This window comes from Streptomyces sp. NBC_00358 (genome assembly GCF_036099295.1).
Lineage (GTDB): Bacteria > Actinomycetota > Actinomycetes > Streptomycetales > Streptomycetaceae > Streptomyces.
In genome coordinates this window covers 856,426-871,973 of the sequence record NZ_CP107976.1, presented here as the reverse complement: position 1 = coordinate 871,973, position 15,548 = coordinate 856,426, and the positions used below count along the sequence as shown (strand labels likewise).

Sequence of the window (15,548 nt, the reverse complement as noted above, 5' to 3'; positions counted from 1 at the left end):
GTCCGACCCGGGCTTGCCCGGCCCCGCTCAGGTGACGTGCCAGCCGGGTTCGAGGCGATCGAGGAGGGCGCGGTAGGCCGCGTCGTACCGGTCCCGGTAGCTGTCCGCCAGGGAGGCGACGAGCAGTCCGAAGGTCGCGTCGACCAGGACCGTGGCCTCTGTCCGGGCCCGCGTCCCGGTCATGCCGAGGTCGAGGAAGGCGGCGGTGAGCAGGCCGGTCCACTCGGCCAGGGTGTCCCGCATGACGGGTCCGTACCGGTCCGGGTGGAGCAGGCCGGCGGTCATGATCTCGAGATAGAGCGGGAGCGCGCGGCGCAGCTCGGGGGCGTTGAACTGCTGCCAGACCTCTTCCATGAAGCGGCGGACTCCCGCCGGGCCCCTGGGGGCTTCGCTGGATTCGAGCCGGCTCCGGGCCTGTAGCAGCGGTCGCCTCTCGTCCAGCGCGAGCGCCTCGGCGACCATGGTCTCCTTGCTCCCGAAGTAGTACAGGAGCATGCGGTCGCTGGTGCCCAGGGCTCGGGCCAGCGGGCGCAGGGACAGGTCGGCCAGGCCGTTGCGGATCAGGTACGCGCGGACCCGGTCGATGAGATCGCGTCGTTTGTCCGGGTCAGCTGTGCGTGCCATGAGGAACCCCCGGGTGGCTACAGTGTGGCGGCGTGAGACCAAACACGTCTCATATGTCCGGATCCGTACCCTAGGAAAGGATTCTTGCCGTAGCGAGTGCTACACGTATATTTGTTATCGTGACGGACGTTACGTGAACGCGTGACCTGGCCACATGCCCGGACCGGTCGTCGACGGGTCCGCGCCTCTCCGGCAGTCTGTCGCCAGCAGTGCAGAAGGGACTGATTTCCATGGCCCCGGGGGCCATCGACTTCCCGGCGATATCCCGCCGGGGGCGCTTCGCCCGGCTCTACCGCCGACCTGAGGCATCGGGGCGCGAGGATGCCACGGACCGAGCTCAGGAGCAGGAAACGTCAGCTGAAGCCGCACCCACCTCTTGGCTCGCCCGGAACATGGCACTCTGGTCGCGCGTTCTGGAACCGATCCGGCCGTTCGACGCGCCCCGCGCCAGTGCCACCGCCTGGGACGCCTCCTGGCCCCTGTCCCGGGAACTGACCTCGGCGCGCAGAGCCCGCCGTCTGGTGACGGCGCAGTTGGAGGAATGGGATCTGGAGGATCTGGCGGACACCGCCGAGCTTCTGGTCAGCGAGCTGGTCACCAACGCCCTGTGCCATACGCGCGGCCCGCTGCGGCTCAACCTGTCCGTGCGCGAATCCCGGCTGCTGTGCGAGGTCGAGGACACCGATCCCGTCTGCCCCGTACGCCGCGAGGCCGACCCCGACGCGGAAGGCGGGCGCGGTACCGAACTGCTCGATCTGCTCGCCGAGAGCTGGGGCAGCACGTGCACGCCCACCGGCAAGACCATGTGGTTCGAGATGCCGACGCAGACTCCGTCGTAATTCCTGCCGCGACCCCTTCCGTACGGACCGCACGGTGACCCTTCCCGTAAGGACCGAACGGAGGCGACTCCCGCCCCTCGATCAGGCTGCGGGTACCGACTGTCCAGCGCCCGGGTTTCCGCCACCGCGGAAAGAGGGCGCTGAGTGCCGCCTAGGGGCGGCCCCGAACAGCGACCCGCCCCATGACGCACCCCCCGAGCGAGTGGTGACGGACTCATCAGTACACACCGCGCCCGACGCCCGCTCCGGCGTGGCGGGACGCCCTCTCCGGCGTACCGGGTGACGACCCGGCGACGACCGGTCCGGCCCTTCAGGTACGGGCGGCCACCTGGGTGGCGAGGAAGTCCAGCAACGCCGTATTGAACCGACCCGGCTGTTCCGCACCGGGGAGGTGGCCGGCGCCGTCGACGACGGTCAGGACCGCGTGCGGGACGAGGGCGCGGATGGCCTCGGCGTCGGCGACCGGCGTGTAGAAGTCGTCGGCGCCGACCACGATCAGCACGGGCGACCGCACGGCCGCGAGGGTGTCCCGGTAGTCGGGCCGTTCGGCCCGGCCGCGCAGGGCCGCCGCGGCGCCGCGGGGATCGGTGGCGCGCATCATGCGCAGCACGTGCGCGGCGACCTCCGGCATCGCGGTGACGTTGTAGTCCGCGAGCATCTTGCCGATGACCTCGTCCGCGTACCTGTCCATCCCCTCCGCCAGGAGACGGTCGGCCAACCGGTTGCGGAAGGCCCTGCCGTCGTCCGTCTCGGCGGGCGCCGAGGTGTCCGACAGGACGAGCGCCCGTACCCGATCTGCGTGGCCGCGCTGTACCTCCATGGCGATCTGCCCGCCCATCGAGACGCCGCCGACCACCGCCCGGTCGATGTCCAGGTGATCCAGCAGCCCGACGAGGTCGTCGGCGAAGTCGGCGAGATACACGGTGCCGGCCTCCACCCCGCTGTCGCCGTAGCCGCGCAGGTCCGGGGTGATCGCACGGTGTCCGGCCGCGGCGAGGGCTTCGGCCTGCGGGGCCCACAGCGTCCGGTTGAAGGGATGCCCGTGGATCAGCAGGACGGGCAGCCCGGTCGAGGAGCCGGTGTCGTCGTAGTGGAGCGTGGTGCCGCGCGCGGTCATGGAGGTCATGTCCCGCACCCTAGACTCAAGATCATTCCGAGGGGCGTGGCACGGACCGGATTCCGCCACCGGGAATCACCTCGCGCCGCACCCCTCGCCGGAGCGGCCGGGCCGGTTTGCGTGCTGAAAAGGGCCACCTGTGGCGATGGCCCGGCCGACGCGAGGTGAACGCGTCGGCCGGGCCATCGGCCGGGAATGGATGGACGGAGGGACTACTCCGCCTCGTGCCGGGCTCCGTAGACGTCGGTGGAGCCCGTGTCGCCGTACCGGGCGCCCGTGTCGTTGTACTGGGGGGCGCGCTCGTAGGCGGCGTGGGGCTGGTGCGGGGCCGACGGCCAGCCGTCGCCCTGAGCGCCGCTTTGCGCCATCGGCACCGAAGGGGCCCCGACACCGTACGCCGGGGCGGGCACGGGCGCGGGAACGGGCGCCGCGTTCCGCTTGCCGCGCGCCACGACCTTGGAGCGTCCTTTGGCGGGCTTGTCCCAGTCGCTGTCCCCGAGGATCAGGACCGGGTCGAACATGACGATGGCCGCGGCGAGGATGAGGAAGATGATCGGGCCGAGGAGCATGGGCAGGAGGAGCGAGGTGCCCTCCTGGCCGCTGGTGGCCGTCTGAATTCCGTTGTGGAGATGGACGCTCACGGCGGCCATGCCCGTGTAGTGCATGCCGGTGACGGCCAGGCCCATGACGAGGCTGGCACCGAGGGTGCGGAGAAAGCCCTGCACGGAGACGGCCGCCCACAGCGCGGCGGTGGCCGCGACGAGGGCGATGACCACGGACAGGCCCACGGTGAACGCGTTGTAGCTGATGTCTCCGTTGAGCTGCATCGCGAACATGCCGAGGTAGTGCATCATCGCGACGCCGAGGCCGGTGATGCTTCCGCCCACGGTCAGGGAGGTCCGGGTGGCACCGCGATGCCCGACGATGAACACGCCCGCGGAGACCACCACGATCGCCACGACGAGACTGAGCACGGTCAGCGGGACGTCGTAGGTGATGGGTGTTTCCGCTACGGAGAACCCGGTCATGGCGATGAAGTGCATCGTCCAGATGCCGCAGCCGAGAGCGCTGGCTCCCAGAGCGAGCCAGCCCAGCCTCCAGCCGGGCTCGTGATGCACCGTCCGCACCACACAGCGCAGCCCCAACGCCGAGCCCACGCAGGCCATGACGTAGGCGGCCACCGGTGTGACCAGCCCGTAGCTGAAGCCGTCGATCGTGCCGTTCATCCGCTCCCTAACGCTTTTCTGCTGACATAGCAAGGACATTGAGCCCTTTCTTTGGTAGCGATAGCAAATTCTCAGGCCGATGCTGATTGAACATTGCACGATCGTTATGGCTGTCCTCCGGGCGGTCGGACCGGACCGCCGGGGTGATGATCGGCTTCCCTCGGCCCGAAGGGGCCGGGCCGGGAATTTCGACCGGCCCCTCCGGCTTGTGCAGATCGGTGCCACGGCGCCACGACGGCGGGGGAGACGGACCGCCGGGAACGCGCGCGGTGCCCGTGCGCGTTCGACGGAGACAAGGGAGAAGGGTGCGTGCGATGAGCCGGAACGAGGAGAAGGCGCTGCTGGCGGGCGGCTGCTTCTGGGGCATGCAGGATCTGATCAGGACGTTCCCGGGTGTACTGGACACCCGGGTGGGATACAGCGGCGGCGACGTGGCCGATGCGACGTATCGCAACCACGGCACGCACGCCGAGGCGATCGAGATCACGTTCGATCCGACGGAGACCGACTACCGGACGATCCTGGAGTACTTCTTCCAGATCCACGACCCGTCGACGAAGAACCGGCAGGGCAACGACATCGGTCTCAGCTACCGCTCCGCCATCTTCTACGCCGACGACGAGCAGAAGCGGGTCGCCGAGGAGACCATCGCCGACGTCGACGCCTCGGGCCTGTGGCCGGGGAAGGTCGTGACAGAGGTCGCGCCGGCCGGTCCCTTCTGGAACGCGGAGCCGGAACACCAGGACTACCTGCAGCGCTACCCCGACGGCTACACCTGCCACTTCGTACGTCCGAACTGGCGGCTGCCGAGGCGCGCGGAAGCGTGAGCCGGGCCTGATGCCCCGCGGCCGCGACTGCGGCTGCGGCGCCGGTCGCCCGGGAGAGGGCCGCGGCCGTCTCCCGGTCCGCGATCAGCCGTCGGCGGCTCATCGCGCGTGGTCCGGGCGTGCGCGGTCGGACGGGTGCGCGGTCATCACCGTGGCCGCCACCGCCGTCGCGGCCAGCACGACCGCGGTGGCTCCGAGCGCGTGCTCGGCCGCGGTACGCGCGTCCCCGGCCGTCCCCAGGTAGACGCCGCCGATGGCAGCGACGCCGAGCGTGCCGCCGAGCTGCTGCACGGCGTTCAGCGGACCGGCGGCCGAGCCGGTCTCCTGCGGGCCGACCCCGCGCAGCGCCGTACCGAAGAACGGCGGGGTGAACAGGCCGGTGCCCAGCCCCGCCACGGCGAGCGCGGCGGGCAGCACGGCCGGATAGCCGCCCGGGTCGGCACCCCGGTACGCCAGGACGGCGGCGGCCAGGCCGACCGCGAGGACGGCGACGCCGGTGTGCATGACGCGGGTTCCGTACCGCGTGACAGGGCGGGTACCGGCCGCCCAGGAGCCGATCGCGAGTCCGGCGGACCACGGCAGCAAAGTGAGTCCCGCGGTGAGCGGACCGTCGTGGAGGCCCAGTTCGAGATGCAGGACGACGGTGATCATGACGCCGTTCATGACGGCGAAGAACAGCGTCGACGTGGCCAGCGCGGCGGGAAACGCCCGGCCGCGCAGCAGGGCCGGTTCGACGAGCGGGGCACGCCCGCGCCGGCCGGCGCGGCGCTGATGCACCACGGACAGGCCCAGGAGCACGGCTCCCACGGCGGCGACGGCCCACTGGCCGGCCCCTGGACTCCCGGAGGCCGACGGGCAGACGACCAGGGCGGTGCCGAGCATGGCGAGGACGGTGCCGACCGGATCGAGGCGGGGCCGGATCGGCGCGCGGTCCTCGGTCAGGTACGGGGATGCGGCCAGGACCGCGGCGGCCAGGGGGAGGTTGACGAGGAAGACCGCACGCCATGAGGAGCCGAACAGGTCCGCGTGGGTCAGGACGCCGCCGAGGACCGGGCCGAGTACCGCGGACAGGCCCATGACCGGGCCGATCATGCCGAGGGCCCGGGTGAGTTCGTCACCCTCGTACAGGGCGCGGATGAGTCCGAAGGTCTGCGGGATGATCGCGGCCGCTGCCGCGCCCTGCACGGCCCGCAGCGCGATCAGGGTCGCGGCGCCCGGTGCGAGCGCGCAGGCCAGGGAGGTGACTGCGAACGCGACGACACCGGCGCGGAAGACCCGCCTGCGGCCGACGAGGTCGCCGAGCCGGGCACAGGTCAGCAGACCGAGGGCGAAGGCGAGGGTGTAGGCGGCGCTGAACCACGGGATCGCGGCCTGCGCCCCGCCGAGGTCGGTGTGGATGACGGGGCCGGCGACCTGCACGATCGTGGCGTCGAGCAGGTTCATCGCCTCGGCGGTCAGCACCGCGGCGAGAGCGAGCCCGCGGTGGCTGGACTCCTGCGGGGCAAGGGTGGCGGGCCCGCCTGGGCCGGCGGTGCGATGCGTGGAGCGTTCAGGGGCGCGGGACATGGGTTCCCCCCGGGGGGCTGTACGGCCTGGCTGCCGGTGACGGCCGGGCCGTGGACGACGCGGCCGCCGCACGGAAAGCGGCCGGGACCACGGTGCCGTCCTGTTCCGGTGGGCTTCCATTCCTTCGGCCGACATCGATGATTACTTCCATCCACGGCGACTAATCTGGTGAATGTGCTCGTACTGGATGAGCTGGACCGGGGACTGATCCATGCCCTGCACGTGGACGCACGGGCGCCGTTCACCCTCGTCGCCGAGATTCTGGGTTCCTCCACGCAGACCGTGGTCCGCCGCTACCGCCGGCTCCACGCGCAGGCCGGTCTGCGCGTGGTCGCCCTGCCCGCGCCCCGCAGTTCGGGCACACACCAGTGGTTCGTACGGCTGACCGCGGCGACGCGCAGCGCGCACGACATCGCGCTGGCGCTCGCCCGGCGTCCTGACACCTCCTGGGTACGACTGACCTCCGGGGGCACCGAGATCGTCGCGATCATCCACACCGAGCCCGCCGGTCCGGACGCGCACGCGCTGTTGCTGCGTGACATCCCCCGTACCGCGGGGATCACCGCCGTGTCGGCGCACTATCTGCTGCACACCTATCTGGGCGGCCCGACAGCCTGGCGCGGGCGGATCGACGCCCTGGATTCCGACCAGGAGGCGCGACTGCGCGCCGAGACCGGTACGGCGGGCACGGCGGGCGGCACGGGTACGGCGGGCGGCGCGGGCGCGGCGGGCACGTCGAGCACGGTGGCCGGCTCCGGCCGGTCGGGCACGGCGGGCGGCTCCGGCCCGGCAGTGTTCGACGCCCCCGCACACCTCCTCACGGAAGCGGACCGGCTGCTGATCTCCGCGCTGCGCGAGGACGCGCGTCTCAGCTACGCGGATCTGGCCGGCGCCACCGGGACCACCGCGGCCACCGCCGCCCGCCGACTGGCCGGACTACGGGCGCGCGACGCGCTGTTCTTCGACGTCGACATCGATCCGGCGCTGCTGGGCGTGACGGTGTCCGCGCTGCTGTGGATGCAGGTCGCCCCCGCCCACCTGGAGACGGTGGCGACGGCGCTGGCCCGCCACGACGAACTCGCGGTGGTCGCGGCGACGACCGGTCCGACGAACCTGGTCGCCCACGCGCTGTGCCGCGACGGGGAGGCGCTGCACCACTACCTGACGCGGCGGGTGGCCTGGGAAGCGGTGACACGGATCGAGACGGCGCCGGTGCTGCGCACCTACAAGGCGGCGGCGACGCTGCGTACGGTCTGAACAGGGCGGCCCCGGCGTTCCCCGAGGCGTTTCCGGTAGCCGGCCGATTCGCGGGTGTGCCTCCGAGGTCTCCGGTGTCGCCGATGGGCTCAGCGGTAGTCGTTGTCCTTGAGTTCGATCACCGGCAGCACCACTACCCGGCCGCGCTGAACCGAACCCCGACCCGGACCGTAAACCTATGAGTCACCTCCATAGCGCTCCTGTGTGCGAGAGGCAAGCCGCGCTCACTCGAAGGTGTGGTGACGTACTGCAGATAGAGTGACGGTCCTCGAAAGGCGTAGTGTCATATGCCTGTTGCTCAGGGCAGGCGGGCAACTCGCAGGCGGGGGCCAGGGGAGAGGACGGCATCACGAGATGACGAGCACCGACTGGAGCGACCGGGGATTGTGCCGTACGGCCGATCCCGACGACCTGTTCGTCGAGGGCGCCGCGCAGAACCGGGCCAAAATACTGTGCAGCGGCTGTCCCGTTCTCACCGAATGCCTCGCGTACGCGCTGGACCATCGCATCGAGCACGGCGTCTGGGGAGGCATGACCGAGCGCGAGCGCCGGGCCCTGCTGCGCCGCCGCCCGACGGTCACCTCCTGGCTGCACCTCCTGGAGACGGCCCGGGTGGAGCACGACCGCACCCACGACGCCACGGCTGTCGTCCACAGGGCGAGTTGACGCTCCGACGCGGGCCGGCCTCGGCCTCCGGCGTTCGGGAACGCCGGAGACCGGACTCGAACTCCGGTGTCCGTGAAGGTCGTTCGCGTCATGCGACGGCCTTCGGGAAGAGGGCGACGGCCTGCGTGGAGTCACCGTGAGTGTCCGAGTCCCGGGGACCGTTCGGCCCCCGGGGATGTCACGGCGTGGTCAGCGCGACCGGAACCTCCTGGTGGCCGTTGGATATGAAGGACTCCAGCGGCCGCAGCCCGCCCGCGGGTACGGCGGAGCGCAGGCCGGGGAAGCGGGCGAAGAGCGCGGAGAGCGCGATGGACGCTTCCAGGCGGGCCAGTTGGGCCCCCAGGCAGTAGTGCACGCCGTGCCCGAAGGACAGATGGTCACCACGGGTCGCGCGGGTGACATCGAAACGGTCGGCGTCGTCCCCGTGCAGGTCGGGATCCCGGCCGGCGGCGGCGTACGAGATCGTGATCGCCTCACCGCGGGCGATGGTCACCCCGCCGATCTCCAGGTCCTCCACGGCGTAGCGCAGTACGGAGTGCGCACCGGGCGCGTCCAGGCGCAGTGACTCGTCGATGACGTCGTCCCAGGAGGCCTGCCCGGAACGGACGAGTTCGAGCTGGTCGGGATGGGCGAGCAGCCGGGTGACGGCGTTGTCCAGGAGGTTCACCGTCGTCTCGTAACCGGCGGTGAGCAGCAGGATGAGGTTGTCCGCGAGCTCCTTCTCGCTCATCACCGCGCCGTCTTCGTCACGGGCGCCGATCAGGTCCGTGGTCAGGTCGTCGCCGGGCTCCCGCTGCTTCAGGGCGATGAGGTCGTTCATGGTCGCGTAGAGGCGGACGACATTGCTCTGCGCCTCCTGCGCCGAGGACGTGGTCGCGAAGAACCCCTTGATGATCTGGAGCAGTTCCCCGCGAGCCGACTCGGGCACGCCGAAGAGTTCGGACACGACACTGCTGGGCAGCGGGTGCGCGAAGTGCTCCCGCAGATCCACGACGGAGTCGGGCGCGGCGGCCGACCGATCCGCAAGCCGCTCCAGCAGCTCTTCGACGATCTTCTCGATGCGGGGCCGCAGCGCGTTGACGCGGCGAATACCGAACGCGCCGGCGACCGGGCGGCGCATGCGCGCGTGCTCGGAGCCGTACGCCGTGACCATGTTCTGTACCGAGACCCAGATGGACAGCGGCCACTCCGCGGTGACCTCCCCGTCGATCCAGGCCGGCCAGTGCCGGTAGGCGTCCTTCGAGACGCGCGGGTCCAGCAGGAGCCGCTTGATCAGATCGGCGCTGGTGACCGACCAGGCGGGTACGCCCCCGGGGAGTTCGACCCGGGTCACCGGGCCGCGCTGCCGGATCCGGCCGATCTCGCCCTGGATGTCACGGCCGCTGGGGTCGATGGCGAAGGGGCACGTCGCGGGCTGCTGGGGGGACTGCGTGGGGTGCATCGTCGATTCCGCTTTCTGGTGGGGGTGGCCGATGGCAGGACGCATGGTCAGGCGGCCGGAGGTACGGCGGCGGGAACTGCGGCGGCGGGTACCAGGTCCCGCAGGTGCTCGCGGTACCAGGGGGCACAGGCGCCGAAGTCGTCCGTGAACCCGGGGCCCGGTTCGACACCGGTCAGGGCCCACAGCGGAGCGCTGTCGTACCAGTGGTCGGTGCCGAACTGGGCGAGCCGCAGAGCCATGGCCGGATCGGCCGAGCCGCCGAAGCGCTCCGCCAGTTCCGCCGACGACACGTCACCGTGCGGCGACGGAAGCCCCAGGTGCCGGCACAACGTCGTGAGCAGATCGCGCACGGCCACCGGCCGGGGATGGGCCGCGTGCAGAACGGCTGACGCGGGAAGCGGCGCGGCCCGGGTTGCCAGGGCCGCCGTGACGCGGGCCAGGTCGTCGACCGCGATCAGCGACAGCCTGGCCCGCCCCCCGTCGATCCAGCACGGCAGCAGGGTGATCATCCTCGCGAGCGAGGCGACGACCCACCGGTCACCGGCGCCGTAGACGAGGTAGGGGCGCAGGACGACACCGCCGGCGGCGAGGACGCTCGTGTCGCCCGCGAGCCGCGAGGCGCTGGTCACCGACAGCGGACGCTCGGGCGGGCGCGGCTCACCCCGGTGGGGCCCCTTCCCGTAGACGGCGGCGGTACTCAGCCGTACGAAGCGACGTACGCCGGACCGGTGCGCCTCGGCCAGCAGGTTCTCGGTTCCCCGGGCGTTGACGGCGTGGGCGACGGCAGGGTCCTGTGTGATCGCCGAGGCGAGGTGCAGGACGGTGTCGACACCGCGGCACACATCGCGCAGGGACGTGGGCTCGGTGAGGCTGCCGCGGACGACGGACGCCGTCTCCGCGCAGCAGTCCGGCACGTTCGTCTCGTGGGCCAGCAGCCGCAGCCGTGGCCGCGTCGGGTCGGCCAGCAGCCGGTGGACGACCCGGTGGCCGATGTACCCGGTCGCGCCGGTGACGAGGATGGTGGACGAGTCGTCGCTCACGCCGCGTTCACCCACCGCTCGTGATCACGCCTGTTTGCGAAAGAGACCGGCCAGCTCTGTGTGCGGGAGGCGGGAATTCCGGTGGTGCGGGCTACGATGACAGCGCTGTCACCGTTGGAAAAGACTTGCTGTGGACGGGAGTTGGACGTGTGCGGGGATGGCCGGCCGGTGTTCTCGGCCGTGAAGACGTGCGTCACAGGAGTCGGATCCTTTCCTGTTCTGAAGCGGAGTGTCGGTCGCGCGCCGACGCACCGCGAGGCGTCGTGCGGCGCGTGGTGGCTTCGCCGTCCCCCTCGGCGGGCAGCCGTGTGAACCGCCTGGTGGCACCCCCGCGGAGGCCCTGTGCACAGGGCGTACGAATGGGCGCCACCAGGCGTCAGTGACGGTGACGAGAAGGGATTCGCGCAGGTCTGTCCCATGCCGGACACCGTGTTCGGTGATGAGGAACGAGAGGCTCCGGCAGCGGTGGCGAAGCGCGGGTGAAGCGGGGCGGTCGACGGCGACACAGGCCCCGTCGTACGACGGGCGAGCGGACGAAGGGACTGTCAGCCGTGTGCCGAAGTGCCTTCGAGCAGGGCCGAGAACATCAGTCGGCCGTTCTGGTGCCCGGTGACCTCGATCGCCGCCGGCTGCGCCGGGTCGGCGGGCCGGGTGCGGGCCTCGATCCAGCACGGGTGGCCGTAGTCGACGTACCCGAGGAACGCGATCTCGGCGGAGGTGTGGTGGTGCAGGGCCGGTGCGGTGATCGCGTTTGCGGCCTGGAACGCCGCTTCGACGAGGACCATGCCCGGGAAGTGGTCGTTGCGGTGGTCGAACAGGGTCGGGTGCCCGAAGTCCGCGCGCAGTTGCCATCGGCCCGACGGTGTGTCCGTCGTGCACTGCGCCTCGGGAGCCGGAGCGAGCAGTACGTCGATCGCCCGTGTGCGGCCGACGATGCCGGGCGCGACGGGCGCGGGCTGGACCGCCGGCTGCGCGGCGGTGCGGATCTGGTCCCCGCGCAGCCTGCGGTACGCGGCGGGGCTGACGATGTCGAAGCGACCGCCGCCCCGAGCCACGGTCCTGCCGTCCGCGCGCAGGGTCATCTCGCAGGTCATGGCTCCCAGCCGGCGACCGCGGACGCGGAGGTCCGAACAGACCACCTCGACCTCGATCCGGTGGGTCCCGGGACGGGCGGCCGGACGGGCCGGCTCCCGGGTGTACGTCATGTCCCACATCACGAATTGGTGGCCGAGCGGAACATCGTAGGCGGCGTGGGCCAGCAGCAGACCGCACTGCCGGATGGTCTCGCCGATCAGGTTCGCCGCGTGGTTACCATGCACCCGTGTGTAGAACGGGTGGTCCTCGGGCCATGCGACGCTGATCAGATAGCGATCCTTGGTCAGAGGTCGCCATCCGACGGGCAGGACATCCGACGGGTTCGTGCGGTGCACCAGCTCTTTGGTGACCGAATGGGACGGTATATCAAGTGATATGTCCGTTTCTTCTCGCGTAGAGTCCTGTCTCTCTTCCACGCGCACAGCTATGGCTTGCATGCCTTCCCCCCAGGAATGCTGAAGCTGAGCTCGAGTTGACCCCGAGCGGGACGTAACATACGTGCGAGTCGGTATGTAGCTCAATGGGGTGTCTCACATAGTGAGATTAATGGTGGGTTAAACCGGCTCCGCCCGCACAGATTGCCGCACAGCCCCGGAGGTAAGGCCCATGGCGACGCAGGAACGAGGTCTCGCGACCCGACGCATGATCCTGGAGGCCGCAGGATCCGTCTTCGCCGAACGTGGTTACAGCGCCACGACCGTCGCCGACGTTCTCAAGAGGCTGGGCCTCACCCGGGGGGCGGTCTACTTCCACTTCTCCTCGAAGGAGGAGCTCGCGCGGACCGTGCTCGCCAGCCAGGCGGACATCCCGGTCGTCGTCCGGGACATCAAGCTCCAGGAACTGGTCGACCTGGGGCTGGTTTTCGCGTGTCAGTTGACCAGGGACCCCGTGCTGCAGGGCAGCGTCCGGCTGTCACTGGAACTGGACTCGGTCGGACTGGACCGGAAGCTTCCCTTCAGGACCTGGGTCGACCGCAATCACCGGATCCTCGAACAGGCGCGCGCCCAGGGTGAGCTGCGCCCGCACGTGGATCTGATGGAGACGGCCGAGCTGCTCTGCTCCTGCTTCACCGGAGTGCAGCTCTTCTCGCAGGTCATGACCGGATGGGTGGATCTGGAGGCGCGGATCCGGACCCTGCTGAAGCATGTGCTTCCCAGCATCGCGGAGCCCTCGGTCCTGGTGCAGCTCGACCTCGGCCCGGAGCGCGGGCTCAAGGTCGGGGAGGAGCTCAGCGCGCTGGCGGCGGCGCGGGAGGCCGGGGAGGGCGAAGCCGGCGACTGCTGAGTCTCCGCGCGTTCGGTTCGCCGAACGAACGTCGAAGGGCCGGGGTCCACCCTCGCGGTGGTGGCCCCGGCCCTTCGGTGCTTCCTCAGCCCATACGGCCGACAAGAGGTGGCAGCAGATTCCATACTCCGCTGACGGTTGACTCGGCGAGCCACTGATCGTTCTCGTGCCAGAGGAACGCCAGTCCCACGGTCAGGGCGACGATCGCGCTGGAGGCGTGCCTCGCCGTTCCCGGGCGTGAACGAGGTGTCCCGTGCTCCGCGGCCGCGACGGCGGTCGTCACGTACTCCTCCCATCGCTGGAGCAGGTTCACCGTGGACTTCCGGTCCTTTTCGCAGCTCAGGAGTACTCCGGCGCGGAAGGTGACATCACGCTTGTACAGCTCGGCGAAGGCCCGTACGGCCTGCGAAAGGTCCCCGTCGGCGTTTTCCCCCGGCTCGCCCGTCACTTCCGTGAAGCGTTCGGCCGCGGCGGCCTCCACCGCGTCCGCCAGGGCCTCCTTCCTGGGGAAGTGGAAGTGGAGTGCCCCTCTGCTCACTCCCGCGTCCGCGGAGATGGTGGACAACTTCGCTCTTGAGTAGCCGTGTTCGGCGAAGACCGTCGCGGCCGAACGTATCAATTGGGAGCGGGTCCGGGCCGCCTTGTCTCTCATGCCGACTCCTCACGTTCGTGCAGGTGGCTTGCGGTCCTTCGGATCCGGGTCCGCGCCGCAAGGGAGGTGAATATAACATTCACGCCTGTATCTTTACCCGGCTCGTACTGGGCTTTTATCGGCCGTCGGGTCCAGCGACTCCGAGTGACCTGTGACCGTTTCGATGGCTTATGACCGATTTTCCGGTGTCACTCACGCCCCGGAAGGTGTGCTCCAAGCCACTCGCGGCGCGTTGACATACATGCGTGTCGGTTTGTAGTCTGGCGATGCTTGAACGATTTCGGCGTGGGAGTCCACGCAGGAACAGGGGGACGTCGCATGAGCCAGCCGGGCACAGTTCGGCACAGAACACGCGGCATGCATCACCGTCATCGCACTTCCGGTGCGCAACGCGGCGCATCGTGGGAAGGGCCGGTTCTCGGGTCGGGAGTACACGTGGCTGACGTGACGTGGCGTGTGCTCGTGGTGGAAAGTGATGTGAACGCACAACGGGGGATCGCCCACAGTCTCAGACGGCAGGGCTGCGACGTTGTCAGTGTCGACAGCGGCGGCAAGGCGCTGGAGATGTACGAGCACGCGGATCTGGTGCTGCTGGACCTGGAGTTGTCGGACCTGCACGGCCTCGACGTGTGCGCGGCGATCAGGGCGGCGGGGGACACGCCCATCATCGCGTTCACCTGTCGCCGCAGTGAGTGGGACCAGGTGCTCGTTCTCGAGGCGGGGGCCGACGACTGCCTCCTCAAGCCGTACGACCTGCGGGAGCTGACGGCGCGGATCGGCGCCGTGATGCGTCGCAGCCTGCGCCAGGACCGCGCGCAGGACGTCATGGAGTGGGGTTCGCTGCGCATAGACATGAAACTGCGGGAGGTCACGCTGCGCGGCAGGCGCGTGGAGTGCACCCGCAAGGAATTCGACCTGCTGTGCCTGCTGGCCTCGCAGCCGGGCTCGGTCGTGTCGCGGCGCCGGCTCATGAGCCAGGTGTGGGGCGAGCACTGGTCGCCGCCCAGCCGCACGATCGACACCCATGTGGCCAGCCTGCGCAGAAAGCTCGGACCCGACGAATGGATCACGACGATCCGCGGTGTCGGACTCTGTTTCGAACCCACCGGCGACTGCTGACTCCGGCCATTCACGGCCCTGTTCGGCTCCTCAGCCGCTGACTGGCGGCGCCCGCGGGTGAGTTCTCCCTCGCGGAGCGCGCCGATGTGCCCTCGGCCCCGTGCTGAGCGGAACCGACCTCGACGCCGCGGCCGGCGCGCCGATCGGCGTGCCACCGCACCGACTGCCGCCCGAACAGAAGAACTTCGAAAGGAACGAAGAACCATGTCTGATCTCACAGCCGAGCGCGTCGGCGCCGCCTGGGCCTCCCTCGGAACCGGCGACCGGGAGAAAATCACCGAATTCTGGGACGAGAACGTGCGCTTCGAGGTGCCCGGACTGCACGCCTACTCGGGCTGGTACGAAGGTCTCGACGCCTTCCTGGAGTTCTTCGGGAACATGTTCCGGCTCTCCGGCGGCACGATGCACGGCGACAACGTCACCGTCCTGGTGAACGCCGAAGCCGGCTACTCGGTCGACGTCAACCGCATATCGGCGGTGCGCGCCGGGGCCGCGGCGGACAGCACCTCTCCCTACGACACCTTCGCCGTCGAGGCCCTGCACCTGCTGAGCTGGAGCAACGGCCGCATCGTCGAAGGCCGTTGGACCGTACTGGGCGCCGGTGCCGAGACCACCGCGCTGTGGTGGTCACCGCGCGACGCCGACGGCGCCCGGCGCCAGGTCGTCTGACCTCCGGCCCGTACCGACCCCGGTGCGGCCGTGGCAGTAGCGGAGGCCACGGTCGTACCGGTAGCGGGTGCCGGGGCGGTGCGGCGGTGACGTGGGGACGGCCCGCCGCACCGCACCGCACTCCAC

The 15,548-nt window shown here is 70.2% G+C and carries 15 protein-coding genes; 7 read left to right on the top strand and 8 right to left on the bottom strand.

The features are described from left to right. Positions 1 to 27: 27 nt before the first annotated feature. Positions 28 to 624, bottom strand: coding sequence for a TetR/AcrR family transcriptional regulator (locus tag OHT01_RS03570; RefSeq protein ID WP_328551630.1), 597 nt, complete (start codon positions 622 to 624; stop codon positions 28 to 30). A gap of 230 nt (positions 625 to 854) precedes the next feature. Between OHT01_RS03570 and OHT01_RS03565 the strand changes: the two genes are divergently transcribed. Continuing rightward, positions 855 to 1,463, top strand: a complete 609-nt coding sequence (locus OHT01_RS03565) for an ATP-binding protein (protein ID WP_405915137.1) — start codon at positions 855 to 857, stop codon at positions 1,461 to 1,463. A 310-nt stretch (positions 1,464 to 1,773) separates the two neighbouring features. On the opposite strand, the gene OHT01_RS03560 is transcribed toward OHT01_RS03565, so the two are convergent. Both OHT01_RS03560 and OHT01_RS03555 read right to left on the bottom strand, forming a co-directional pair. Beyond that, the gene (locus tag OHT01_RS03560; RefSeq protein WP_328551628.1) at positions 1,774 to 2,589 is read right to left on the bottom strand and encodes an alpha/beta fold hydrolase; all 816 of its coding nucleotides are present in this window, start codon (positions 2,587 to 2,589) and stop codon (positions 1,774 to 1,776) included. Between the two features lie 203 nt (positions 2,590 to 2,792). Next, positions 2,793 to 3,806, bottom strand: a complete 1,014-nt coding sequence (locus tag OHT01_RS03555; RefSeq protein WP_328551627.1) for an MHYT domain-containing protein — start codon at positions 3,804 to 3,806, stop codon at positions 2,793 to 2,795. Between the two features lie 314 nt (positions 3,807 to 4,120). Here OHT01_RS03555 and msrA point away from each other — a divergent pair, with 314 nt between their 5' ends. Beyond that, complete coding sequence (gene msrA / locus OHT01_RS03550; RefSeq protein WP_328551626.1) at positions 4,121 to 4,633, top strand: peptide-methionine (S)-S-oxide reductase MsrA; 513 nt, start codon at positions 4,121 to 4,123, stop codon at positions 4,631 to 4,633. Positions 4,634 to 4,732: 99 nt separating this feature from the next. On the opposite strand, the gene OHT01_RS03545 is transcribed toward msrA, so the two are convergent. After that, positions 4,733 to 6,199, bottom strand: a complete 1,467-nt coding sequence (locus OHT01_RS03545; protein WP_328551625.1) for an MFS transporter — start codon at positions 6,197 to 6,199, stop codon at positions 4,733 to 4,735. A gap of 174 nt (positions 6,200 to 6,373) precedes the next feature. Here OHT01_RS03545 and OHT01_RS03540 point away from each other — a divergent pair, with 174 nt between their 5' ends. Together OHT01_RS03540 and OHT01_RS03535 are read left to right on the top strand one after the other, a co-directional pair. Then, positions 6,374 to 7,456 (top strand): Lrp/AsnC family transcriptional regulator, encoded by a 1,083-nt coding sequence (locus OHT01_RS03540; RefSeq protein ID WP_328551624.1) that lies wholly within the window; start codon positions 6,374 to 6,376, stop codon positions 7,454 to 7,456. A gap of 291 nt (positions 7,457 to 7,747) precedes the next feature. Next, a complete protein-coding gene (locus OHT01_RS03535) occupies positions 7,748 to 8,122 on the top strand; it encodes a WhiB family transcriptional regulator (protein WP_405918374.1) in 375 nt (124 codons plus the stop codon). Between the two features lie 178 nt (positions 8,123 to 8,300). On the opposite strand, the gene OHT01_RS03530 is transcribed toward OHT01_RS03535, so the two are convergent. The 3 genes from OHT01_RS03530 to OHT01_RS03520 all read right to left on the bottom strand — a co-directional run bounded on the left by OHT01_RS03530 (position 8,301) and on the right by OHT01_RS03520 (position 12,135). Next, a complete protein-coding gene (locus OHT01_RS03530) occupies positions 8,301 to 9,563 on the bottom strand; it encodes a cytochrome P450 family protein (RefSeq protein ID WP_328551622.1) in 1,263 nt (420 codons plus the stop codon). Between the two features lie 47 nt (positions 9,564 to 9,610). Then, positions 9,611 to 10,603, bottom strand: a complete 993-nt coding sequence (locus OHT01_RS03525; RefSeq protein ID WP_328551621.1) for an NAD-dependent epimerase/dehydratase family protein — start codon at positions 10,601 to 10,603, stop codon at positions 9,611 to 9,613. A 545-nt stretch (positions 10,604 to 11,148) separates the two neighbouring features. Continuing rightward, positions 11,149 to 12,135 (bottom strand): ScbA/BarX family gamma-butyrolactone biosynthesis protein, encoded by a 987-nt coding sequence (locus OHT01_RS03520; protein ID WP_328551620.1) that lies wholly within the window; start codon positions 12,133 to 12,135, stop codon positions 11,149 to 11,151. Positions 12,136 to 12,304: 169 nt separating this feature from the next. Between OHT01_RS03520 and OHT01_RS03515 the strand changes: the two genes are divergently transcribed. Further along, positions 12,305 to 12,982, top strand: a complete 678-nt coding sequence (locus OHT01_RS03515) for a ScbR family autoregulator-binding transcription factor (RefSeq protein ID WP_328551619.1) — start codon at positions 12,305 to 12,307, stop codon at positions 12,980 to 12,982. An 85-nt stretch (positions 12,983 to 13,067) separates the two neighbouring features. Here the strand turns inward: OHT01_RS03515 and OHT01_RS03510 are convergent, their stop codons facing one another. Then, complete coding sequence (locus tag OHT01_RS03510; protein ID WP_328551618.1) at positions 13,068 to 13,634, bottom strand: TetR family transcriptional regulator; 567 nt, start codon at positions 13,632 to 13,634, stop codon at positions 13,068 to 13,070. Positions 13,635 to 14,069: 435 nt separating this feature from the next. Between OHT01_RS03510 and OHT01_RS03505 the strand changes: the two genes are divergently transcribed. Then, positions 14,070 to 14,753 carry a response regulator transcription factor gene (locus OHT01_RS03505; RefSeq protein WP_328551617.1) on the top strand — a complete coding sequence of 228 codons (684 nt, stop codon included), beginning with the start codon at positions 14,070 to 14,072 and terminating at the stop codon, positions 14,751 to 14,753. A 204-nt stretch (positions 14,754 to 14,957) separates the two neighbouring features. Beyond that, entirely contained in the window at positions 14,958 to 15,422 is a 465-nt protein-coding gene (locus OHT01_RS03500; protein WP_328551616.1) for a nuclear transport factor 2 family protein, read from the top strand. Positions 15,423 to 15,548: the final 126 nt, after the last annotated feature.

Coding starts and splice junctions, on each gene's coding strand:
- OHT01_RS03570 (WP_328551630.1), bottom strand. CDS start 624: ATGGCACGCACAGCTGACCCGGACAAACGACGCGATCTCATCGACCGG.
- OHT01_RS03565 (WP_405915137.1), top strand. CDS start 855: ATGGCCCCGGGGGCCATCGACTTCCCGGCGATATCCCGCCGGGGGCGC.
- OHT01_RS03560 (WP_328551628.1), bottom strand. CDS start 2,589: ATGACCTCCATGACCGCGCGCGGCACCACGCTCCACTACGACGACACC.
- OHT01_RS03555 (WP_328551627.1), bottom strand. CDS start 3,806: ATGAACGGCACGATCGACGGCTTCAGCTACGGGCTGGTCACACCGGTG.
- msrA (WP_328551626.1), top strand. CDS start 4,121: ATGAGCCGGAACGAGGAGAAGGCGCTGCTGGCGGGCGGCTGCTTCTGG.
- OHT01_RS03545 (WP_328551625.1), bottom strand. CDS start 6,199: ATGTCCCGCGCCCCTGAACGCTCCACGCATCGCACCGCCGGCCCAGGC.
- OHT01_RS03530 (WP_328551622.1), bottom strand. CDS start 9,563: ATGCACCCCACGCAGTCCCCCCAGCAGCCCGCGACGTGCCCCTTCGCC.
- OHT01_RS03520 (WP_328551620.1), bottom strand. CDS start 12,135: ATGCAAGCCATAGCTGTGCGCGTGGAAGAGAGACAGGACTCTACGCGA.
- OHT01_RS03515 (WP_328551619.1), top strand. CDS start 12,305: ATGGCGACGCAGGAACGAGGTCTCGCGACCCGACGCATGATCCTGGAG.
- OHT01_RS03510 (WP_328551618.1), bottom strand. CDS start 13,634: ATGAGAGACAAGGCGGCCCGGACCCGCTCCCAATTGATACGTTCGGCC.
- OHT01_RS03500 (WP_328551616.1), top strand. CDS start 14,958: ATGTCTGATCTCACAGCCGAGCGCGTCGGCGCCGCCTGGGCCTCCCTC.